This window comes from Bradyrhizobium macuxiense, from assembly GCF_001542415.1.
Taxonomy (GTDB): Bacteria; Pseudomonadota; Alphaproteobacteria; order Rhizobiales; family Xanthobacteraceae; genus Bradyrhizobium; species Bradyrhizobium macuxiense.
This window is the reverse complement of sequence record NZ_LNCU01000106.1, coordinates 148,498-167,385: the sequence shown is the minus strand read 5'-3', so window position 1 is coordinate 167,385 and position 18,888 is coordinate 148,498. Positions and strand designations below refer to the sequence as shown.

General features: G+C 64.8%; 18 protein-coding genes. 12 read left to right on the top strand and 6 right to left on the bottom strand.

Features of this window, described 5'->3' with window-relative positions:
- On the bottom strand, positions 1–683 hold a 683-nt coding region (locus AS156_RS45185), incomplete at its 3' end, for an alpha/beta fold hydrolase (protein WP_245313165.1).
- Positions 684–878: 195 nt separating this feature from the next.
- On the opposite strand from AS156_RS45185, the gene AS156_RS31870 reads away from it, so the two are divergent.
- Entirely contained in the window at positions 879–1,361 is a 483-nt protein-coding gene (locus AS156_RS31870; RefSeq protein WP_245313164.1) for a hypothetical protein, read from the top strand.
- Between the two features lie 100 nt (positions 1,362–1,461).
- Here the strand turns inward: AS156_RS31870 and AS156_RS31865 are convergent, their stop codons facing one another.
- Both AS156_RS31865 and AS156_RS31860 read right to left on the bottom strand, forming a co-directional pair.
- Positions 1,462–3,006: an acyl-CoA synthetase gene (locus AS156_RS31865; RefSeq protein ID WP_066513204.1), complete on the bottom strand. Its 1,545-nt coding sequence runs from the start codon at positions 3,004–3,006 to the stop codon at positions 1,462–1,464.
- 185 nt (positions 3,007–3,191) lie between these two features.
- Complete coding sequence (locus AS156_RS31860) at positions 3,192–4,364, bottom strand: acetyl-CoA C-acetyltransferase (protein ID WP_066513202.1); 1,173 nt, start codon at positions 4,362–4,364, stop codon at positions 3,192–3,194.
- A gap of 176 nt (positions 4,365–4,540) precedes the next feature.
- Between AS156_RS31860 and AS156_RS31855 the strand changes: the two genes are divergently transcribed.
- The 8 genes from AS156_RS31855 to AS156_RS31820 all read left to right on the top strand — a co-directional run bounded on the left by AS156_RS31855 (position 4,541) and on the right by AS156_RS31820 (position 13,640).
- The gene (locus tag AS156_RS31855) at positions 4,541–5,206 is read left to right on the top strand and encodes a TetR family transcriptional regulator (RefSeq protein WP_136626531.1); all 666 of its coding nucleotides are present in this window, start codon (positions 4,541–4,543) and stop codon (positions 5,204–5,206) included.
- A 47-nt stretch (positions 5,207–5,253) separates the two neighbouring features.
- Complete coding sequence (locus tag AS156_RS31850) at positions 5,254–6,012, top strand: SDR family NAD(P)-dependent oxidoreductase (RefSeq protein ID WP_066513200.1); 759 nt, start codon at positions 5,254–5,256, stop codon at positions 6,010–6,012.
- 193 nt (positions 6,013–6,205) lie between these two features.
- Positions 6,206–7,012, top strand: coding sequence for an enoyl-CoA hydratase/isomerase family protein (locus AS156_RS31845; RefSeq protein WP_066513199.1), 807 nt, complete (start codon positions 6,206–6,208; stop codon positions 7,010–7,012).
- Positions 7,013–7,070: 58 nt separating this feature from the next.
- Positions 7,071–8,918 (top strand): AMP-binding protein, encoded by a 1,848-nt coding sequence (locus AS156_RS31840; protein ID WP_066513197.1) that lies wholly within the window; start codon positions 7,071–7,073, stop codon positions 8,916–8,918.
- A gap of 135 nt (positions 8,919–9,053) precedes the next feature.
- Positions 9,054–10,181: an acyl-CoA dehydrogenase family protein gene (locus AS156_RS31835; RefSeq protein WP_066513195.1), complete on the top strand. Its 1,128-nt coding sequence runs from the start codon at positions 9,054–9,056 to the stop codon at positions 10,179–10,181.
- A 113-nt stretch (positions 10,182–10,294) separates the two neighbouring features.
- Complete coding sequence (locus tag AS156_RS31830; RefSeq protein ID WP_066513190.1) at positions 10,295–11,542, top strand: acyl-CoA dehydrogenase; 1,248 nt, start codon at positions 10,295–10,297, stop codon at positions 11,540–11,542.
- 140 nt (positions 11,543–11,682) lie between these two features.
- A complete protein-coding gene (locus AS156_RS31825) occupies positions 11,683–12,927 on the top strand; it encodes an acyl-CoA dehydrogenase (protein ID WP_066513188.1) in 1,245 nt (414 codons plus the stop codon).
- Positions 12,928–12,929: 2 nt separating this feature from the next.
- On the top strand, positions 12,930–13,640 hold the full coding sequence (locus AS156_RS31820; protein ID WP_066513186.1) for a nitroreductase: 711 nt from the start codon (positions 12,930–12,932) through the stop codon (positions 13,638–13,640).
- A 4-nt stretch (positions 13,641–13,644) separates the two neighbouring features.
- Here AS156_RS31820 and AS156_RS31815 read toward each other — a convergent pair whose 3' ends face one another.
- A complete protein-coding gene (locus tag AS156_RS31815) occupies positions 13,645–14,649 on the bottom strand; it encodes a helix-turn-helix transcriptional regulator (RefSeq protein ID WP_066513184.1) in 1,005 nt (334 codons plus the stop codon).
- 81 nt (positions 14,650–14,730) lie between these two features.
- Here AS156_RS31815 and AS156_RS31810 point away from each other — a divergent pair, with 81 nt between their 5' ends.
- On the top strand, positions 14,731–15,375 hold the full coding sequence (locus tag AS156_RS31810) for a glutathione S-transferase family protein (RefSeq protein ID WP_066513182.1): 645 nt from the start codon (positions 14,731–14,733) through the stop codon (positions 15,373–15,375).
- Between the two features lie 12 nt (positions 15,376–15,387).
- Positions 15,388–15,834 (top strand): DUF6157 family protein, encoded by a 447-nt coding sequence (locus AS156_RS31805; protein WP_066513181.1) that lies wholly within the window; start codon positions 15,388–15,390, stop codon positions 15,832–15,834.
- A 202-nt stretch (positions 15,835–16,036) separates the two neighbouring features.
- Here AS156_RS31805 and AS156_RS31800 read toward each other — a convergent pair whose 3' ends face one another.
- On the bottom strand, positions 16,037–16,822 hold the full coding sequence (locus AS156_RS31800) for an enoyl-CoA hydratase/isomerase family protein (RefSeq protein WP_066513307.1): 786 nt from the start codon (positions 16,820–16,822) through the stop codon (positions 16,037–16,039).
- A 14-nt stretch (positions 16,823–16,836) separates the two neighbouring features.
- Positions 16,837–17,949 carry a cyclic nucleotide-gated ion channel gene (locus AS156_RS31795; protein WP_066513180.1) on the bottom strand — a complete coding sequence of 371 codons (1,113 nt, stop codon included), beginning with the start codon at positions 17,947–17,949 and terminating at the stop codon, positions 16,837–16,839.
- Between the two features lie 315 nt (positions 17,950–18,264).
- Here AS156_RS31795 and AS156_RS31790 point away from each other — a divergent pair.
- Positions 18,265–18,888: Crp/Fnr family transcriptional regulator (locus AS156_RS31790; protein ID WP_066513305.1), on the top strand; the 624-nt coding region annotated here is incomplete at its 3' end.

Sequence of the window (18,888 nt, the reverse complement as noted above, 5' to 3'; positions counted from 1 at the left end):
AGCGGATACGGCTTGTTGTCGGCCCAATCGGCGCTCTTGTGGTGGTAATAGGCGCGCAGGAAATCATGCACGCCCTGCGGTGCGCGATGCATGTCGCCATTGGCCTCACGCGTCGAGTAGTACCATTGATAGTGCTTGCGCGGCCGCGGCAGCGCCGCCAGCTCGCGATGCACGGGATCCTCGCTCGCCGGCTTCTCGGGTGCGTTCGCCGTGTTGAACGGCAGCGACGGCGGGCCTGCGAACGGCGCGCTCATCATCGCGAGGGCACGGAACACATCGGGCCGGATCAGCGCGCACCATGCCGCGACCGATGAGCCGAAATCGTGCCCGATTACGGCATCGACGTGTCTGTAGCCGAACGTTGCGACCAGCCCGAGCACATCGCGCACCAGGTTGGGCAGGCGGAACGGGCCGAGATCGCCGTCATATTCAGCGCTCCAGCCGGTGGTGCGGCCGTAGCCACGCTGGTCCGGCGCGATCACGTGATAGCCGGCGGCGGCAAGGTCGGGCATCACCTTGCGCCAGGAAAACGCTAGCTCCGGAAATCCATGCAGCAGCAACAGACAGGGACGGCCGGACGTTTCAAAGCCCGCCTCCAGCACGTGCATGGTGAGGCCGTTGATGCCGTCGACATAGCGCGAACGGATGGCGGAGGGGAGCGGGACGTCGGGAAGAGCTTGCATCGTGTGGATCACCTTGATCGACGTCGCCGCGGATGCAGCGTATGTGACTGTACGCCGGCGGCCACTGAATGCTACCTGTGTTTGTCTTGTCGCGCACGACAAGACGACGAGCTCGAGCGATCGGTCTCGTCGCGCGAACGATAGCAACTTTGTTCAGGGGATGCATGCCGCATGCGTTGCGCAGGGATCGCAAGGTTGTCAGGCCGGGTTTCGCTGCTTGGGGTGATGATCGCGGCCGCGAGCTTCGTTCTTGTGTCCGTCGTCCATGCGGCCGACATCCAGGAGCTGACCGATAAGCTGCCGCGTGCCTATATCGGCGAGTTCCTGTGGGACGGTGACAAGACGGTGCAGAGCGTCGTTTTCACCTTCGACAAGGTGCGCGCCCTGAACGAGCAGAATGCGGAGGCCAGCGGCTGCGGGTCGTACCAGGTCGGCCGCCAGGTGACGACGATCAAGATTCGCATGTTCGTCAAATTGCCCGATCTGCAGGTGGAGATCTTCGAGCAATCGCCGGAGGGCAGCGGGGCGTTCGAGACCGGCGGCAGCCATCGCGGAACGCTGTCGAGCGACCTGCAGCGAATCGATGCGCAATGGACCACGACGGCGTCGGGCCAGCGCGGACAACTGCATCTGCGCGCAACAACATCTGCCGCGTGCGAGCCGGCGGCTTCGATTTAAAGCGGCCGGTGCTCGCGGAGAGAGCTGACTCCTACCCGGTTCGCATCCCGCTTTGCTGCATGCGAACCGGCCCTCTCCTTTCAGGGCAGGGCAAGCAAGGTCATGCCTTCGCAGCCGGCTTCGGCCAATATCTGTCGCGCAGATGGCGCTTCACCAGTTTCCCGGTCGGCGTGCGCGGCAGCTCGGCTTCGAAGTCGATGCTCTTCGGGCATTTGATCGGCGACAGGTGCTTGCGGCAGAACGCGATCAGCTCGGCCTCGAGATCCTTGCCGGCCCTCGCCATGTCGTGCGGCTGCACCACGGCCTTGACCTCTTCGCCCATCTCCTCGTTCGGCACGCCGAACACCGCGACGTCGGAAACGGCGGGATGCGTGATCAACACGTCCTCGGTCTCCTGCGGGTAGATGTTCACGCCGCCGGAGATGATCATGTAGCTCTTGCGGTCGGTGAGATAGAGGAAGCCCTCTTCATCCAGGTAGCCGACATCGCCGAGCGTCGACCAGCCCTTGGCGTTATAGGCCTTCTTCGTCTTCTCGGGATCGTTGTGATAGGAGAAAATAGGCGCGTCAGCGAAATAGACCTGGCCGATCTGCCCGGTCGGCGCCTCCTGCTCGTTCTCGTCCAAAATCTTGACCTTGCCGACCACGGCGCGGCCGACCGTGCCGCGGTGCGTCAGCCATTGCTGCGAGGTCGAGACCGTGACGCCGTTGCCTTCGGAGCCGGCGTAGTACTCGATCAAAATCGGTCCCCACCAGTCGATCATCTTCGCCTTGACGTCGACCGGGCAGGGCGCCGCTGCGTGGATCGCCCCCTTCAGCGAGGAGACGTTGTAGCGGGCGCGCACCTCGTCGGGCAGCTTCAGCATGCGCACGAACATGGTCGGCACCAGCTGCGACTGCGTGACCTTGTATTTCTCCACCAGCTTGAGGAATTCCTCGGCGTCGAAATGCTCCATGATGACAGAGGTGCCGCCGAGCACGATCGCCATCATGTTGAAGCGCAAGGGTGCCGCATGATAGAGCGGCGCCGGCGACAGATAGATGCTGTCGGCATTCATGCCGCACATGTCGGCGGTCAGGATGCGCAGGAATGGGTTCGGCACGTCGATCCGGTGGCCCTCGAACTCCTTCTTGATGCCCTTGGGCCGGCCGGTCGTGCCGGAGGAATAGAGCATGTCGTAGCCCGCGACCTCGTCGGCAACCGGCGCGGTCGGCTGCGCGGCGGCCTCCTTGTCGTAGGAGCGGAAGCCCGGCGCCGGCTCATCCATCATGTAGAAGATGGGTTCGCCCGGCTCGCCCTTGACCAGGCCTTTCACCTTGTCGGCGCATTGCGGCGTGGTGATGAAGACCTTGGCTCCGCAATCCTTGATGATGTAGGCGATCTCCTCCTCGGTCAGGTAACGGCTGATCGCGGTGTAATAGAGCCCCGAGCGCTGCGCCGCCCAGCACAGCTCCATGAAGGCGAGGCGGTTTTCCATCAGCAACGCGATGTGGTCGCCGGCCTTCAGGCCGAGCGAGCGGAACAGATGCGCGCCCTGGTTCGAGAGCTCATCGAGCTCGCGATAGGTGATCGCCTTCCCGGTCGCCGCCATCTGGTAGGCGATCTTGTTCGGGTGGTTGCGCGCGTGGACGGACGGATGGGTCATTGCGTTTCCTCAAGGCATCACGAGTGGTCGTCCCTGCGGAAGCAGGGACCATAACCACCGATTTTTGTTGTTGGACTGTGTTGAGGCCCCAGCCGCGCCTAACCACAAGCACCTGTGATTATGGGTCCCCGCGTTCGCGGGGACGACACCATTTTTGTGGCCGCTGACGCGGACGTCTTTGAAGCTTACAGCCGCTCGACGATGGTCACGTTCGCCATGCCGCCGCCTTCGCACATGGTCTGCAGGCCGTAGCGCTTGTTGCGCTGCTTGAGCGCATGCAGCAGCGTCGTCATCAGCTTGGTGCCGCTTCCGCCGAGCGGATGGCCGAGCGCGATCGCGCCGCCATTGACGTTGAGGCGCGCCGGATCGGCGCCTGTAGTCTTCAGCCACGCGGTCGGCACCGAGGCGAAGGCTTCGTTGACCTCGAACAGATCGATGTCGTCGATCGACATGCCGGCCTTCTTCAGCGCGCGTTCGGTCGCGGGCAGCGGGGCTTCCAGCATGATCACGGGGTCGCCGCCCATCATGGTCATGTGGTGGATGCGCGCTATCGGCTTCACGCCGAGCGCTTTGAGGCCCTTCTCGTTGACGACCATCACGCCCGAAGCGCCGTCGCAGATCTGGCTGGCGCTCGCAGCCGTCAGCTTGCCGTTCTCGGCGATCAGCTTGACGCCCTTGATGCCGTCGAGGCTGGCGTCGAAGCGGATGCCTTCGTCAATATAGTGAGTGTCGGTCGAGCCGTCGGCGCGGGTGATCTTGACTGGCACGATCTCGTCCTTGAAGCGGCCGGCTTGCGTAGCCGCGATCGCGCGCTGATGGCTGTTGTAGGAGTATTCGTCGAGCTCGTCCTTCGACAGGCCGTACTTCTCCGCCATCATCTCCGCGCCGGTGAACTGGCTGAACATGATGTTCGGATACTTCGCCTCGATGCCCGGGCTCTTGTAGTGGCCGAAGCCGTTCTTGGCCGGTAGCGAGGAGGCGAGGCCCATCGGCACGCGGGTCATCGATTCCACGCCGGCGGCGATCACGCAGTCCATGGTGCCGCTCATCACGGCCTGTGCCGCGAAGTGCAGCGCCTGCTGCGAGGAGCCGCACTGGCGGTCGATCGAGGTGGCCGGCACGCTCTCCGGCAGCTTCGAGGCCATCACCGCGTTCCGCGCGATGTTGTTGGATTGCTCGCCGGCCTGCATCACGCAGCCCATGATCACGTCCTCGATCTGCGCCGGGTCGGCGCCGCTGCGCTCGACCAGCGAATCCAGCACGGTCGCGGCCAGATCGGCCGGGTGCCAGCCGGCGAGACGCCCTCCCTTGCGGCCGCCGGCGGTGCGGGCGGCGGCGACGATATATGCCTCGGCCATGTCTGATCTCCCTGATGTTCTGGATTGGTTGTCCTGAAAGATGGGCCGGATTTAAGGGGCGGCTCCCCATTTAGTCAATCAATCAATTAACTCTTGAGTGCAGCCCCGCCATGGGCTTATGTGCGGCCTCGACTTTCCCGGCGAGCCCCAAGACCGAGAGCAGGACCAGAGCCCAGTTGAATACCAGCGTACCGACGAGACTTGCCGCGAGCAGAAATGCCACCGCCGACAAGCTATTGGTCGCAGCCAGCGAGCTGATGATCGAGCGCGCCTCGATCGAGGTGTCGCTGTCCGACATCGCGCAGAAGTCCGGGGTCAACGCCGCACTGGTGAAATATCATTTCGGCAACAAGGACGGGTTGTTGCTGGCGCTGCTGGCGCGCGACGCCGCGACAGAGATGTCGCAGCTCGAATATCTGCTGGCGCAGCCGATCACGCCAAGCGCGAAGCTGCGCCTGCATATCGGTGGCATCATCCGCGCCTATCACCAGTTCCCCTATATGAACCGGCTGATCCACTATCTGCTGCATGAGAGCACGCCGGAAGCTGCCGACGAGGTGTCGAAATTCTTCGTCGCGCCGCTGCTCGAGTTCCACCGTCGCCTGCTCGCCGAGGGCATCAAGGTCGGCGAATTCCGCAAGATCGATCCGGTGTTTTTCTACACCAGCCTGATCGGCGCCTGCGATCACCTGTTCTTCGGCCGTCACGCGATGTCGCGCGCGGTCGGTGTCGGTCCGGTCACCGACGAAGTCTGCCGCGATTACATCAAGCACATGGAGGCGCTGATCTTCGGCGGTGTCCTCAATCCAAACAACGAAACGGCGGCGATCGCAGCCGGATAACAAAGTTCGAAGTCTAGAGAAGAAACGCCCAAGGAAAGGTTGTTCTCATGCAGTTGAAAGACGTTGCCGTTCTCATCACCGGTGGTGGCTCCGGCCTCGGCGCCGCGACCGCCCGCGCCATGGCGGCCAAGGGCGCCAAGATCGGCGTGATCGACCAGAACAAGGAAAACGCCGAGAAGGTTGCCGCCGAGGTGAAGGGCGTTGCCCTGCACGCCGACGTCACGGACGAGGAAGCGATCAAGGCTGCGATCGCCAAGGCCGAGGCCGCGCACGGCATTGCGCGCGTGCTGATGAACTGCGCCGGTATTGGCGGCTCGCAGCGCATCGTCGGCAAGGACGGCGTCTATCCGCTGGCGAAGTTCGTCCGCATCATCAACGTCAACCTGATCGGCACCTTCAACGTGCTGCGCCTGTTCGCCGAGCGTCTGGCGACCGAAGCTCCGATCGGCGAAGAGCGCGGCGTCGCCATCAACACCGCGTCGGTCGCGGCGTATGAAGGCCAGATCGGCCAGATCGCCTATTCGGCCTCGAAGGGTGGTGTGGTCGGCCTTACGCTGCCGGCCGCGCGCGACCTCGCCAGCCTGAAGATCCGCGTCAACACCATCGCGCCCGGCCTGTTCCTGACGCCCCTGTTGATGGGTCTCAACGAGGAAGCCCGCAAGAGCCTCGGCGCCCAGGTGCCGCACCCGGCCCGCCTCGGCGACGCCTCGGAGTACGGCAACCTCGCCGTCCACATCGTCGAGAACCCGATGCTCAACGGCGAAACCATCCGCCTCGACGGCGCCATCCGCATGGCGCCGCGGTAACGGCACATTCCGCCGTGCCTTCCCTTCTCCCCTTGTGGGAGAAGGTGGCGCGAAGCGCCGGATGAGGGGTTCTCTCCGCGGAAACAGACCCCTCACCGAAGCGAAACACACGGCACCGACGCACATGCCCTCTCCCACAAGGGGAGAGGGCGCATCAATTGCCACCGCATCCGCAGATGCTGGAGTGTGACGCGTGACAAATCCGCTGCTGATCGAACACCACGACGGAGTCGATTGGGTCACGCTCAATCGCCCCGAAAGTCTCAATGCACTCGATCCCTCGCTGATCGATGCGCTCAACGTCTACTTCCAGGGCCTGCAGCGTAACCGCGATACGCGCGTCGTGGTGCTGAAAGGCGCCGGTGCCAATTTCTGCGCCGGGCTCGACCTCAAGCATGCAATGGCCCGCCGCGGCGGACAGACCGAACCGCCAGGCGTCACCGAGTCGCTCGATTCACAACGCCGTATTGCCGACATCGTGATGCTGATGCGGCGCTGCCCGCAGCCGATCATTGCGCTGGTGCAGGGGGCTGCGGCCGGCGGCGGCTTTGCGCTGGCGCTCGCCGCCGACATCCGTATCGCGGCGAAGAATGCGCGGATGAACTGCGCCTTCATCAAGCTCGGGCTCGGCGGCTGCGACATCGGCACCAGCTACTTCCTGCCGCGCCTCGTCGGCGTCTCCGTTGCCTCAGAGCTGATCCTGACCGGCCGCTTCATCAACGCCGATCGTGCGCTGGCGGTCGGTCTGGTGTCTGAAGTGGTGGACGCCGCCGATCTCGATACCGCTGCCAATCCCTATGTCGACGCGATGATGACGGCCTCGCCGGTCGGCCTCCGGCTGTCGAAGGAATGCATCAACATGAGCGTCGATGCCGGCTCGATCGAGGCCGTCATTGCGATGGAGGATCGCAACCAGGTCCTGTGCAGCCGCTCGGAAGATTTTCAGGAAGGCATCAGGGCCTTTCTTGAGAAACGAAAGCCTGTCTATATCAGGCGCTGAGAACAGATCCTCAAAAGGACAAAAATTCCGGGAGACGCAAAATGGATGGGGCGCAGCGATGCTGACGAAGCCGGCCTTTCGCAAGGTGCATTGGCTCGCACGTGATATCGCGGTCGAGCGGCGCGACGACGGCACTGTCGTCCTGAAGTCGCGCATTCCGCTCCAGGCCTATGAGACGCATATTCCGGCCTATCTCGCCAAATGGGCGGCACAGGCGCCGGAGCGCATCTGGCTCGCGCAGCGCGCTGGTGCTGACAGGCAGTGGCGCAAAGTCTCCTACGGCGAAGCCAAGCGCACCGTCGATGCGCTGACGCAAGCGCTGCTCGATCTCCGCCTCGACGAAGGCCGGCCCGTCGCGATCCTGTCGGGCAATTCGATCGAGCACGCGCTGATGACGCAGGCTGCGATGCAGGCGCGGCTACCGGCGGCGCCGGTGTCGCCGGCCTATTCGCTGATGAGCCAGGATCACCTCAAGCTCAAATATCTCTTCAACCTGATCAAGCCTGCCGTCGTGATGGTGCAGGACGGCCCGACCTTCGAGAAGGCGCTGAAAGCGATCGATCTCAGCGGGATCACCGTCATCCACGTGCTGCGTCCGTGCGACGGCGTCAACAGCGTGTCGCTTGCCGATCTCGCCGCCACGCCGGTGACGGCTGATGTCGCGCAATCGATCGCGAAGATCACGCCTGACACTGTCGGCAAGTTGCTGTTCACGTCGGGTTCGACCGGCATGCCCAAGGCTGTCATCAACACGCAGGCGATGATGTGCGCCAACGCGGCGATGATGATGCAGGTGCGCCCGCGCCAAGCCGATGGTCCGATCCCGACCATGCTCGACTGGATGCCGTGGAATCACACCATGGGCGGCAACGCCGCATTCCATCCCATCCTCGTCGATGGCGGCACGCTCTATATCGACGACGGCCGGCCGATGCCGGGTCAGTTCGAGGAGACGCTCAGAAATTTACGCGAGGTGTCGCCGACCTATTACGCCAACGTGCCGGCGGGCTATGCGGCGCTGGCGGCGGCGATGGAGAAGGACGACGCTCTGTGCCAGAGCTTCTTCAAGAACCTTTCGATCATGGCCTATGGCGGCGCGCGGCTGCCCGACGATCTCTACGACCGCATGCAGGCGCTCGCGGTGAAGACATCCGGCGAGCGCATCGTGTTCTACACCGGCTGGGGCTCGACCGAGACCGCGCCGACCTCGACCGGCACCTATTGGGACACCGAGCGCGTCGGCCTGATCGGCCTGCCGTTCCCCGGCGTCGAACTCAAGATGGTGCCGTGCGGTTCGAAGTACGAGTTGCGGCTGCGCGGCGTCAACGTCACGCCCGGCTATTTCGGCCAGCCTGAGCTCACCGCGAAGATGTTCGATGAGGAAGGCTACTATTGCATCGGCGACGCCGGAATATTCGTCGATCCCGAGGATCCGCTGCATGGCATCATCTTCGCTGGCCGCGTGGTCGAAGACTTCAAGCTGACGACCGGGACCTTCGTCCATGTCGGTTCGCTCCGTACCGATGCGATCGCGGCTGCAACGCCCGTCGTGCATGACGCGCTGGTCGCGGGGCAGGACCGTCCGTTCATCGGCCTGTTGTGCTGGCCGAATCTGCACGCGTGCCGCCAACTCGTCGGCAATGCGGACGCGGCCTTTGAGGACGTGATCCGGCATCCCGAGGTGATCGCGCGGCTCAAGCACGGCCTGCAGGCGCATAATTCATCGACATCAGGCAGCAGCATGCGCGTCGCGCGTGCGATGCTGATGGCCGAGCCGCCCTCGATCGACGGCAACGAACTCACCGACAAGGGCTACATTAACCAGCGCGCCGGCCTCGAGCGCCGCGCCGCGCTGGTCGAGAAGCTGTACGCCGACAAGCCCGGTGACGAGGTGATCGTGCTGTGATGACGCAAGATTCTCTCTACTCGTCATTCCGGGGCACGCGAAGCGTGAACCCGAAATGACGAAGTTCCTTACATCGAGATTCCGGGATCGATGCTGCGCATCGTCCCGGAATGACAGCAAGAAAAAGGTAGCGCCATGAACTTCGATTTCTCCGACGAACAAAAGCAGATGCGCGACGAGGCGCGGAAGTTCCTTTCCGAGCAATGCCCGCCGAGGGCAGTGCGCGAGGTGCTCGACGGCAAGGCTCCCTACGACAAAGCGCTCTGGAAGGGCCTTGCCGAGATGGGTTTCTTGGGCGTCGCGATCCCCGAAAAGTTCGGCGGTGCGGGTGCCGGCCATCTCGAGCTTTGCGTGATCGCGGAGGAAATGGGCCGCGCGCTGGCGCCGGTACCGTTCTCCTCGACCGTCTATCTCGCTGCCGAAGCACTCCTGATCGCGGGCTCGGATGCGCAGAAGCAGAAGTGGCTGCCCAGGATCGCGAGCGGCGACGCCATCGGCACGCTGGCGCTGTTCGAGGGCAAGGGCAATCCGTCGCCGAAGGCGATCAAGCTGACCGCCAATGGCGGCGCGCTCAACGGCGTGAAGAAGCCGGTGCCGGATGGCGCGATCGCCGATTTCGCCGTGGTGGCGGCGCGCACCGGCTCGGCCGGGCGCGAGTCCGACGTCTCCCTGTTCATCGTCGACCTCAAGGCCGCTGGCGTCGAGGTCAAGCCGCTGACGAATATCGATCTCACTCGCGGACAGGCCGAGATTGCCTTCAAGGATGCCAAGGCCGAGCCGCTTGGCGCTGCCGGCGAGGGCTGGGGCGTCATCACCCAGGTGCTCGACCGCGCTGCGGTACTGACGGCATTCGAGCAGGTCGGCGGCGCCGACCGTGCGCTGGAGATGGGGCGCGACTATGCGCTCGATCGCATCGCCTTCGGCCGTCCGATCGGGTCGTTCCAGGCGGTCAAGCATATGCTCGCCGACATGTACGTCTCGGCGACGCTGGCGCGCTCCAATTGCTACTACGGCGCCTGGGCGCTCTCGACCAACGCCGGCGAGCTGCCGGAAGCCGCGGCCGCCGCGCGCATCAGCGCGACGCAGGCGTTCCAGCACTGCGCCAAGAACAACATCCAGGTTCATGGCGGCATGGGCTTCACCTGGGAGTTCGACTGCCACATGTACTACCGCCGCGCCAATGCGGTCGCGCTTGGCCTCGGCAGCCTGTCCTATTGGGAAGACGCCCTGATCGATCGCATGCGCAAGAAGAACGCGGCGTAACCTTACGAGTCGTCATTCCGGGATGCGCGAAGCGCAGACCCGGAATCCAGAGATATGGATCGAGATTCCGGGTTCACGCTCCGCGTGCCCCGGAATGACGGAAAGAGATCAAGATGAATTTCGACGACACCCCGCAGGAGGCCGCGTTCCGCGCCGAGGCGAAGGCCTGGATCGCGGCGAATGCGCCCAAGCAATATGAGGAGGAGCTGCGCAAGGCCTCGCTCGGCCGCGTCCAGCTCAAGGGCGCCAACATCCTCGAAGTCGCAAAGGCTTGGCAGAAGAAGAAGGCCGATGCCGGCTGGGCCTGCCTGCACTGGCCGAAGGACTATGGCGGGCGCGGCGCTTCGCCGATCGAGCGCGTGATCTGGCAGCAGGAGGAAGGACCGTTCGGCCGCCTCAGTGCGATGTTCATCATCGGCCATGGCATGTGCGGCCCGACCATGATGGCGTTCGCAGGCGAGGAGCAGAAGCGCACATATCTGCCGCCGCTCGCTTCCGGCGAGAAGATCTGGTGCCAACTGTTCTCCGAGCCCGCCGGTGGCTCCGACGTCGCAGGCCTGCGCACCCGCGCCGAGAAGCACGGCGACGAGTGGGTCATCAACGGCCAGAAGATATGGACTTCGGGCGCGCATTATTCCGACTACGGGATTCTGCTCACCCGCACCGATCCGACCGTGCCGAAGCACAAGGGCCTCACCATGTTCTTCCTGGACATGAAGAGCCCGGGCGTCGAGGTCAGGCCGATCAAGCAGGCGAGCGGCGCCTCCGACTTCAACGAGGTCTACTTCACCGACGTCCGCATTCCCGACTCGCAGCGCCTCGGCAGTGTCAATGACGGCTGGAACGTCTCGCTGACCACGCTGATGAACGAGCGGATGTCGATCGGCGCCGGCGTCGCGACCGGCTTCCCTGAATTGTTCGACTTCTGCTCCAGCCTGATGCTGGACGACGGCCCGGCGATCGAGAACCGCGCGGTGCGCTCCAAGCTCGCGAACTGGGCGGTGAAGGCCAGCGGGCTGAAATACACCAGCATGCGCGCGATCTCCGCGCTGTCCCGCGGCGAGCGCCCGGGCCCAGAGAACTCGATCGGCAAGCTGGTCGCCGGCTCGATGATCCAGGATGTCGCGGCCTACGCGTTCGACCTGCAGGGCGCCGCCGGCGCGCTGAACGGCCCGGAAGATGCCGAGGTCGCGGGCAAGTTCCAGGCGATGCTGCTGCGTGCGCCCGGCACCCGCGTCGAGGGCGGCACTGACGAGATCATGCGCAACATCATCGCCGAGCGCGTGCTGGGCCTGCCCGGCGACATCAGGGTCGACAAGGACGTTCCCTTCAACAAGATCCCGACCAAGGGAAGAGCATAGAGACCCTCATCCTGAGGAGCCGCAAAGCGGCGTCTCGAAGGATGAGGCCACGGCCGGGCCCACATGGTTCGAGACGGCGCAAGCGCCTCCTCACCATGAGGGGAGAGAGTGACACAAGGATTGAAAGCGAGAGGTTCGCCATGAATTTCGATGACACGCCGCAGGAAGCCGAATTTCGCAGCATCGCGCGGAAGTGGATCCAGGCCAACGCGCCGAAGGAGTTCGAGGAAGAGCTCTCGAAGTCGTCGCTCGGCCGCATCAAGCTCGCCAAGCACGACATGGTCGAGGTCGGCAAGGCCTGGCAGAAGCAGAAGTCGGACGGTGGCTGGGCCTGCCTGCACTGGCCGAAGGAATATGGCGGTCGTGGCGCGACGCCGATCGAGCGCGTGATCTGGCAGCAGGAGGAAGGCGTCTACGGCAAGCTGACGCAGCCGTTCCAGATCGGCGAGGGCATGTGCGGTCCGACCGTGATGGCCTGGGGCAGCGAAGAGGCCAAGCGCCGTTATCTGCCGAAGCTCGCCTCTGGCGAAGAGATCTGGTGCCAGCTGTTCTCCGAGCCGTCGGCCGGCTCCGACGTCGCGGGCCTGCGCACCCGCGCCGAGAAGAAGGGCGACAACTGGGTCGTCAACGGCCAGAAGATCTGGACCTCGGGCGCGCACTATTCCGACTACGGCCTCTTGATCGCGCGCACCGATCCGAATGTGCCGAAGCACAAGGGCCTCACCATGTTCTTCCTCGACATGAAGAGCCCGGGCGTCGAGGTGCGGCCGATCAAGCAAGCTAACGGCATGCAGGAATTCAACGAGGTCTATTTCACCGACGTCGTGATTCCCGACAGCCAGCGGCTCGGTGCCGTCGGCGAAGGCTGGAGCGTGTCGCTGACCACGCTGATGAACGAGCGCATGTCGATCGGTTCGCGGCTCGCGACCGGTGTGCCCGAGATGTTCGAGTTCTGCTCCAACCTAATGCTGGAAGACGGCCTTGCGATCGACGATCCGGCGGTGCGCTCCAAGCTCGCAGGCTGGGCGGTGAAGGCGAGCGGGCTGAAATACACCAGCTACCGCGCGATCTCGGCGCTGTCGAAGGGCGAGCGGCCGGGACCGGAGAACTCGATCGGCAAGCTCGTCTCCGGCATGATGCTGCAGGACATCGCGACCTACGCGATGGACCTGGAGGGCGCCGCAGGCAGCCTCACCGGTGAGAGCGAGGAGGTGGCGCGCGGCCAGTTTCAGCAGATGCTGCTGTCGTCGCCCTCGATGCGCATCGCCGGCGGCACCGACGAGATCCTGCGCAACATTATCGCCGAGCGCGTGCTCGGACTGCCCGGCGACATCAGGGTCGACAAGGACGTGCCCTATAACAAGATCCCGACCAAAGGACGTTGAGCATGGACGCCGAGACCAAGCCGCTTTACGCGACGGAAGACCGCATCGGCGCGCTCGAGGAACTGCTCAACGGGCGCTACTCGGTGCGTGCCTTTCTGCCGCGCGAGGTGCCGCGGGAGACGATCGAGCATGTGCTCAACGTGGCGCAGCGCACGGCGTCCTGGTGCAACAGCCAGCCCTGGCAGGTGCTGATCGTCTCCGGCGAGGCCAAGGAGCGGTTCCGCAAGGCGATCTACGCAGAGGCGTCGCGCGGCCTCGGCGAGGACTATGATTTCACGCCGCCGCGCGAATATGTCGGCGTCTATCTGGAGCGCCGCCGTGAAAGCGGCTTCCAGCTCTACAACACGCTCGGCATCGCGCGTGGTGACAAGGCCGCCTATGCAAGGCAGGCGCTCGAGAACTACAACTTCTTCGGCGCCCCGCATGTCGCCGTGATCCACACCAACGAGCCGCTCGGCATCTATGGTGCGATCGATTGCGGCGGCTATGTCGCGAACTTCATGCTGGCGGCGCAGGCGCTCGGGCTTGGCACCATTCCGCAGGCCGCGATCGCCCGTCATTCCGGCCTGATCCGCCGTCACTTCAATCTGCCCGACGACCGCCGCGTGGTTTGCGGCATTTCGTTCGGTTATGCCGATCACGCGCACAAGGTGAACAGCTATCGCACCTCGCGCGCCGGCGTGGCTGATACGGTGAGATTCGTGGACGAATAGGCGCTCAGGCCCTCCGCGCCGCGGTCACCCGGCGCTTCGGTGCCGGCGCATAGCGCGCCGCCATAGCGGCTGTCATCTCGGCGATCTTCTCGCGCAGCTCTTGCGGCTCCAGCACCTCGGCTTCGGCGCCGAGCCGCAGCAACTCGGTCGCGGCGTGCCACAGCGTCTTGCCGACCGGCATGGTGGCGATCCGCCAGCCGTCCGCGTCGGCGGTTTCCGCAAGCCGCATCCGCGCCTTCACATAGGGGTGGCCGAGTGCGTCGAACAGCGTCAGGCCGAACGGCGACAGCCGCACAGTGGCTTCGTTCGGATGCAGCTCGGCTTCGAGCCGCTCGGTCGAGGCGCGCCAATAGGCGGCGAGGTCGAAGTCGGCGGGCCGCGTGAACGGCTTCTCCAGCGCTGTGCAATCCAGCACGCGCGCGACGCGATAGGTGCGCACATTGCCGTCGACATGGCCGGCGAGATACCAGCTGCCGCCCTTCAGCACGAGGCCGAGCGGCGCCACGCGGCGACGTTTCTCGGCCTTCCAGCTCTGGTAGCGGATCTCGATCAGGCTTTCCCGCAGCACCGCGTCGGCAATGGCGCGCAGATGCGTCGGCTCCTCGGTCTCGCCGAACCAGCCGGGCGCATCGAGGTGGAAGCGCTGCTGCATCCCCCTGGCATTGGAGCGCAGGCTCTCCGGCAGCGCCGCCATCAGCTTGGTCTGCGCTGCCATCATCGCGGGCTCGAGCCCAAGCGCGGCCGCGGGTCCCGGCAGTCCTGCCATGAACAGCGCCTCGGCCTCGCCTTGCGACAAGCCGTTCAGCCGCACGCGATAGCCGTCGAGCAGGCGGTAGCCGCCCTCGGCGCCGCGGTCGGCGTAGACGGGGACGCCGGCGGCGGCGAGCGCGTCGATGTCGCGGTAGATCGTGCGCACCGAGACCTCGCAGGCCTCGGCGAGCTCAGGCGCGGTGACCTGTCCCCGCGCCTGCAAGGTGGTGAGGATGGAAAACAGCCGGCTCGCGCGCATGGCCGATCATACCTGACACAGGATGTCAGGTATAGGCGCGCATAACGGGGCCGCCATCCGAACGGCAAGGAGCCCCCGTCCATGACCACCACCGACCGCATCACGCTGTATTACTCGCCGCAGACCCGCGCCACCGGCGCGCGCGTGCTGCTGGAGGAACTCGGCGCGCCCTACGATCTGTACGTCCTCAACATGAAGGCGGGCGAGCAGCGGCAGGGCGCCTATCTCACCATCAACCCGCTCGGCAAGGTTCCGGCGATCCGTCACGGCGAGGCGCTGGTGACCGAGCAGGTCGCGATCTACATCTACCTCGCTGACCTGTTCCCGCAGGCCGGGTTGACGCCGGCGCTGAACGATCCGCGCCGCGGCCCCTATTTGCGCTGGATCGCCTATTACGGCTCGTCGTTCGAGCCTGCCTTGATCGACAAATTCATGAAGCGCGAGCCCGCGCCGGTCTCGCACTCGCCCTATGCCGATTACGACACCATGCTGGGCGCGCTCGAATCGCAGCTTGCCAAGGGACCCTATCTGTTCGGCGAGCAGATCACGGCGGCCGATATCCTCTGGGGCATGGCGTTCAGCTGGACCATGATGTTCGGCCTGGTGCCGCAAAAGGACGTCTTCGTCCGCTACGCCGGGCGTATTGCCGCGCGCCCGGCGTTCCAGAGGATTTCGAAAGCCGACGATGAGATGGCGGCGCAGCATGCCGCGGCCGCGGGCATGTGATAGAGCATTGCGATGGCCAGGACACCGCACACCACGTTGCACACGACCAACTGCATCAACACCTTCATCCACGTCGCGGAGGATTGTCCGGCGCGCACCGGCGAGGAGCCGCAGCTCCGCGGCGGCAATCCGACGGTCGCGACGCTGCAATATCGGATGATCGCGGAAGCGCCGTATCAGTTCACCTCCGATGACGTTGTGTTCGCGACGTCGGCGCCGGGCCGCGCGCTCGACGCAAAGGCGTCGAAGAAAGAGCGCAAACTGGCCCGCGAGACGTTCTTCTCGAGAGGACAGGCCTGCATGCGAGCTTCGCCCTTGGGCAAGCGCTTCGGTTGGGGCGTCCATGCCGATGCCGACGGACGGCTTGCGATCTACGCCCTCGACAGCAAGCGCTACCAGGCGCTCGCCACCGATCCCGAGGTCACGCAGGTGCGGGCGATGCGGTCGAAGCGGGCGTGAGGTGAACGGGGCTTGCGTGGATTTAGGCGCGCCATCAGTCCCGTCATCCTTGAAGCGCCAACGGGTCCGCCCGAAGCGCGGCCCGAGGACAGGCTCCGCGCGTCTCGAAGGATGCACGGCCACACTCGGGCCGTCGCCCTTCGAGGGCCGCTGAAGAAGCGGCCACCTCAGGGTGACGGTACCGAGAGCATCGCGCGTCGAACTAAAACTTCGGCGGCCGCTTTTCCGCGAACGCCTTGATGCCTTCCTTGATCTCGTCGCCGCGCATGCTGTCGCGGTGACGTTGGTCGGCGGCGGCTTCGTCGAGCTCGCCGCGGGCGAATTCGTTGATGGCGCGCTTCATGCCGGCCATCGCCTTGGGCGCGTTGCCGCCCAAAATCGCGGCGAGCCTGTCGACTTCCTCGTCGAGCAGATCCATCGGCACCATCGCGGTGAGGTAGCCGATCCGCAGCATCTCTGGTGCCGAGATCTTCTGCGCCGTCAGGAACAGCATCTTGGCATTGTCGACGCCGAGCCGCGTCACATAGCGCTTGATGCCGCTCCGGTAGTAATGCAGCCCGAGCCGCGCCGCCGGCATGAACATCTCGGCGGTGTCGACGCCGATGCGGAAGTCGCAGGCGAGCGCGAGGTCGGTCGAGCCGCCATAGACGCCGCCATTGAGCCGGCAGATCGTCGGCACGGCGAGATCCTCCAGCCGGTTGACCACGATCTCGAACGCCGAGCCCGCGCTCTGCTGCTCGTTGGTGCTCACCGCGCGCTCGGCCACCGAGTTGAGGTCGTAGCCGGCCGAGAAGGCGCGTCCCGTGCCGGTCAGCACCAGCACACGGATCGCGGAATCGGCCTCGATCCGGTCGAACAGCTTCAACAGCTCGCCGAGATCCTCGGCCTGCAGGCGGTTGAGGTGCCGGGGCCGGTTGAGGCGGATCGTGGCGCGCGCGCCCGCAATTTCGAGCATGGGGGAGCTGCCGGTTTCGGCCGCGTCAGGCATGGTTGTCTCCATTGCTATTGGTTCTCGAGTTCGCGCCGCTTCGCTTCGGCATCGATGGTCTCGGCGAGGTCGGGATGCCTTGCCATCAACAGGCGGAAATCGACGAGGTCAAGCACCAACAGCCGCGAGACCTTGGTCGTCGTGACGCTGGCGGCGCGCTTGGTATTGCCGAGCAGCGCCATCTCGCCGAAAAACGCACCTTCGCCGAGCTTCACCTTGCGCCCGGGCAGGTCGACCGCCACCTCGCCGGCGGCGACGAAATACATGCAGTCGCCGCTGGTGTCCTTGCGGATGATCATGGTGCGCGGCGGCAGGTCGATGGTCCGCAGCATCTGGGTGACGTCGGCGATCGCGGCGGGGCCGAGAGTGGCGAAGAACGGCACCTTGCTGACAGTCTCCCAGGTCTTCAGGAAATTGTCGCGGCGGGTCTCCGCGGCGAAGCCGGTCGCGAGAATGCCGGTCCACAGTCCGAACACGCCGAGGCCCGCGATCATCACGAGCGCGGCGACGACGCGGCCGAACAGGGTGATCGGCACCACGTCGCCATAGCCGGTCGTGGTCAGCGTCACCACCGCCCACCACAGCGCGGCCGGCACGCTGCCGAAGGTCTGCGGTTGCACGTCGCGCTCCAGCAGATATTCCGCGACGGAGGCGAGGAACACCACCATCAGGAAGATCACGAGCACGCTGATCAGCGGCCCGGATTCCTGCACCAGCACGCGCCGGAGCTGCCGCAGCCCGGGAATCCCCGGCACCACCTTGAGCGCCCAGAGGATCGCGAGCAGCCATGCCGACTTCGGCTCGGCGCCGCAGAGCAGGGCAACCGGCACGGCCAGCGCGCCGATCGCGTCGACCAGCCCTGCGCCGGAGAAGGCATAGAACCAGAATCGACCCTGCCGTCCCATGTGGCGCAGCCGCACCAGCCATTCGAACACGAAATAGGCGAGGCACACCCACAGCAGGGCATCGATCCAGTGGGCGGCCGCGTCATAGGCTGGCGCCACCGTCAGCAGCGTCATCATGGCGACGCCGACGGTCACCGCGACATAGGCCGCCGTGGTCATGTTGCGGCCGGCGGTGGAAGACACGAACTGTGTCAAAACCGGAAAAGCGAGCCGCTTGGACATCGGAGCTATATTGCCTGTCGACGAATGGGTTGAAGCCAGGACCCTGCGAGATGCGGAGCCCAAGCCACAACCTGCCCCGTCCCGGGTGAGGCCGTCAACGCGTGCAGGTCGACGCGCTGGCGCGGCCGACCTCCCGTCTGTTCGACGAACGTCCGGCTATACTGTCCTGATTTTGCTTCCACAAATGTGAGAAACCCGACAAAACGTCGCTTTTCCACCGTATATCAGGAGAGCGGTGCGGACATGCGACCTCCACCGCACTGCAGCGACTAATAGGGCGGTTGTGTTCACTTCTTGAGAATTGGTTGGTTTCCGATGGATACCTCACACCTCGTGGAGCACGCCGGCGCCGCCGGCAGTTTCTTCGCATCGATCTTCGTGGTCGCCACGCTGTCAATGCGGACCATGATCCCGCTGCGGGTCTTCGCCATCCTGACCAACATCATCCTGATCGCGACCGCGGTCCCGACCCACAATTACGCGACGCTGATCCTGCACTCCGTGCTGCTGCCGGTGAACACCTATCGCCTGCACCAGATGCTGCAGCTCGTCCGCAACGTGAAGAAATCCGTCAGCAGCGATCTGTCGATGGATTGGCTGAGACCGTTCACGACGGAACGCAAATTCGCCGCGGGCGAGGTCCTGTTCTACAAGGGAGAGAAGGCCGACAGCATGTTCTACATCGTCAGCGGCCGCTTCCGCCTCGTCGAGTCGGGCATCGAGCTGTCGGTCGGCGCGATCGTCGGCGAATTCGGCATGCTGTCGCCGTCGAACACGCGGACCCAGACGCTGGAATGCGTCGACAAAGGCACGGTGCTGTCGGTGACCTACGACCAGGTCGAGCAGCTCTACGTCCAGAATCCGGCGTTCGGTTTCTACCTCCTGCGGCTTTTCAGCGCCCGCCTGTTCCAGAACATCTCGACGCTCGAGCAACGGCTC

What these genes read in the sequence shown, in the direction of transcription:
- AS156_RS31850 (WP_066513200.1), top strand. Translation starts at nt 5,254, where the DNA reads ATGCAGTTGAAAGACGTTGCCGTTCTCATCACCGGTGGTGGCTCCGGC.
- AS156_RS31835 (WP_066513195.1), top strand. Translation starts at nt 9,054, where the DNA reads ATGAACTTCGATTTCTCCGACGAACAAAAGCAGATGCGCGACGAGGCG.
- AS156_RS31825 (WP_066513188.1), top strand. Translation starts at nt 11,683, where the DNA reads ATGAATTTCGATGACACGCCGCAGGAAGCCGAATTTCGCAGCATCGCG.
- AS156_RS31820 (WP_066513186.1), top strand. Translation starts at nt 12,930, where the DNA reads ATGGACGCCGAGACCAAGCCGCTTTACGCGACGGAAGACCGCATCGGC.
- AS156_RS31805 (WP_066513181.1), top strand. Translation starts at nt 15,388, where the DNA reads ATGGCCAGGACACCGCACACCACGTTGCACACGACCAACTGCATCAAC.
- AS156_RS31830 (WP_066513190.1), top strand. Translation starts at nt 10,295, where the DNA reads ATGAATTTCGACGACACCCCGCAGGAGGCCGCGTTCCGCGCCGAGGCG.
- AS156_RS31840 (WP_066513197.1), top strand. Translation starts at nt 7,071, where the DNA reads ATGCTGACGAAGCCGGCCTTTCGCAAGGTGCATTGGCTCGCACGTGAT.
- AS156_RS31865 (WP_066513204.1), bottom strand. Translation starts at nt 3,006, where the DNA reads ATGACCCATCCGTCCGTCCACGCGCGCAACCACCCGAACAAGATCGCC.
- AS156_RS31795 (WP_066513180.1), bottom strand. Translation starts at nt 17,949, where the DNA reads ATGTCCAAGCGGCTCGCTTTTCCGGTTTTGACACAGTTCGTGTCTTCC.
- AS156_RS31810 (WP_066513182.1), top strand. Translation starts at nt 14,731, where the DNA reads ATGACCACCACCGACCGCATCACGCTGTATTACTCGCCGCAGACCCGC.
- AS156_RS31860 (WP_066513202.1), bottom strand. Translation starts at nt 4,364, where the DNA reads ATGGCCGAGGCATATATCGTCGCCGCCGCCCGCACCGCCGGCGGCCGC.
- AS156_RS31800 (WP_066513307.1), bottom strand. Translation starts at nt 16,822, where the DNA reads ATGCCTGACGCGGCCGAAACCGGCAGCTCCCCCATGCTCGAAATTGCG.
- AS156_RS31815 (WP_066513184.1), bottom strand. Translation starts at nt 14,649, where the DNA reads ATGCGCGCGAGCCGGCTGTTTTCCATCCTCACCACCTTGCAGGCGCGG.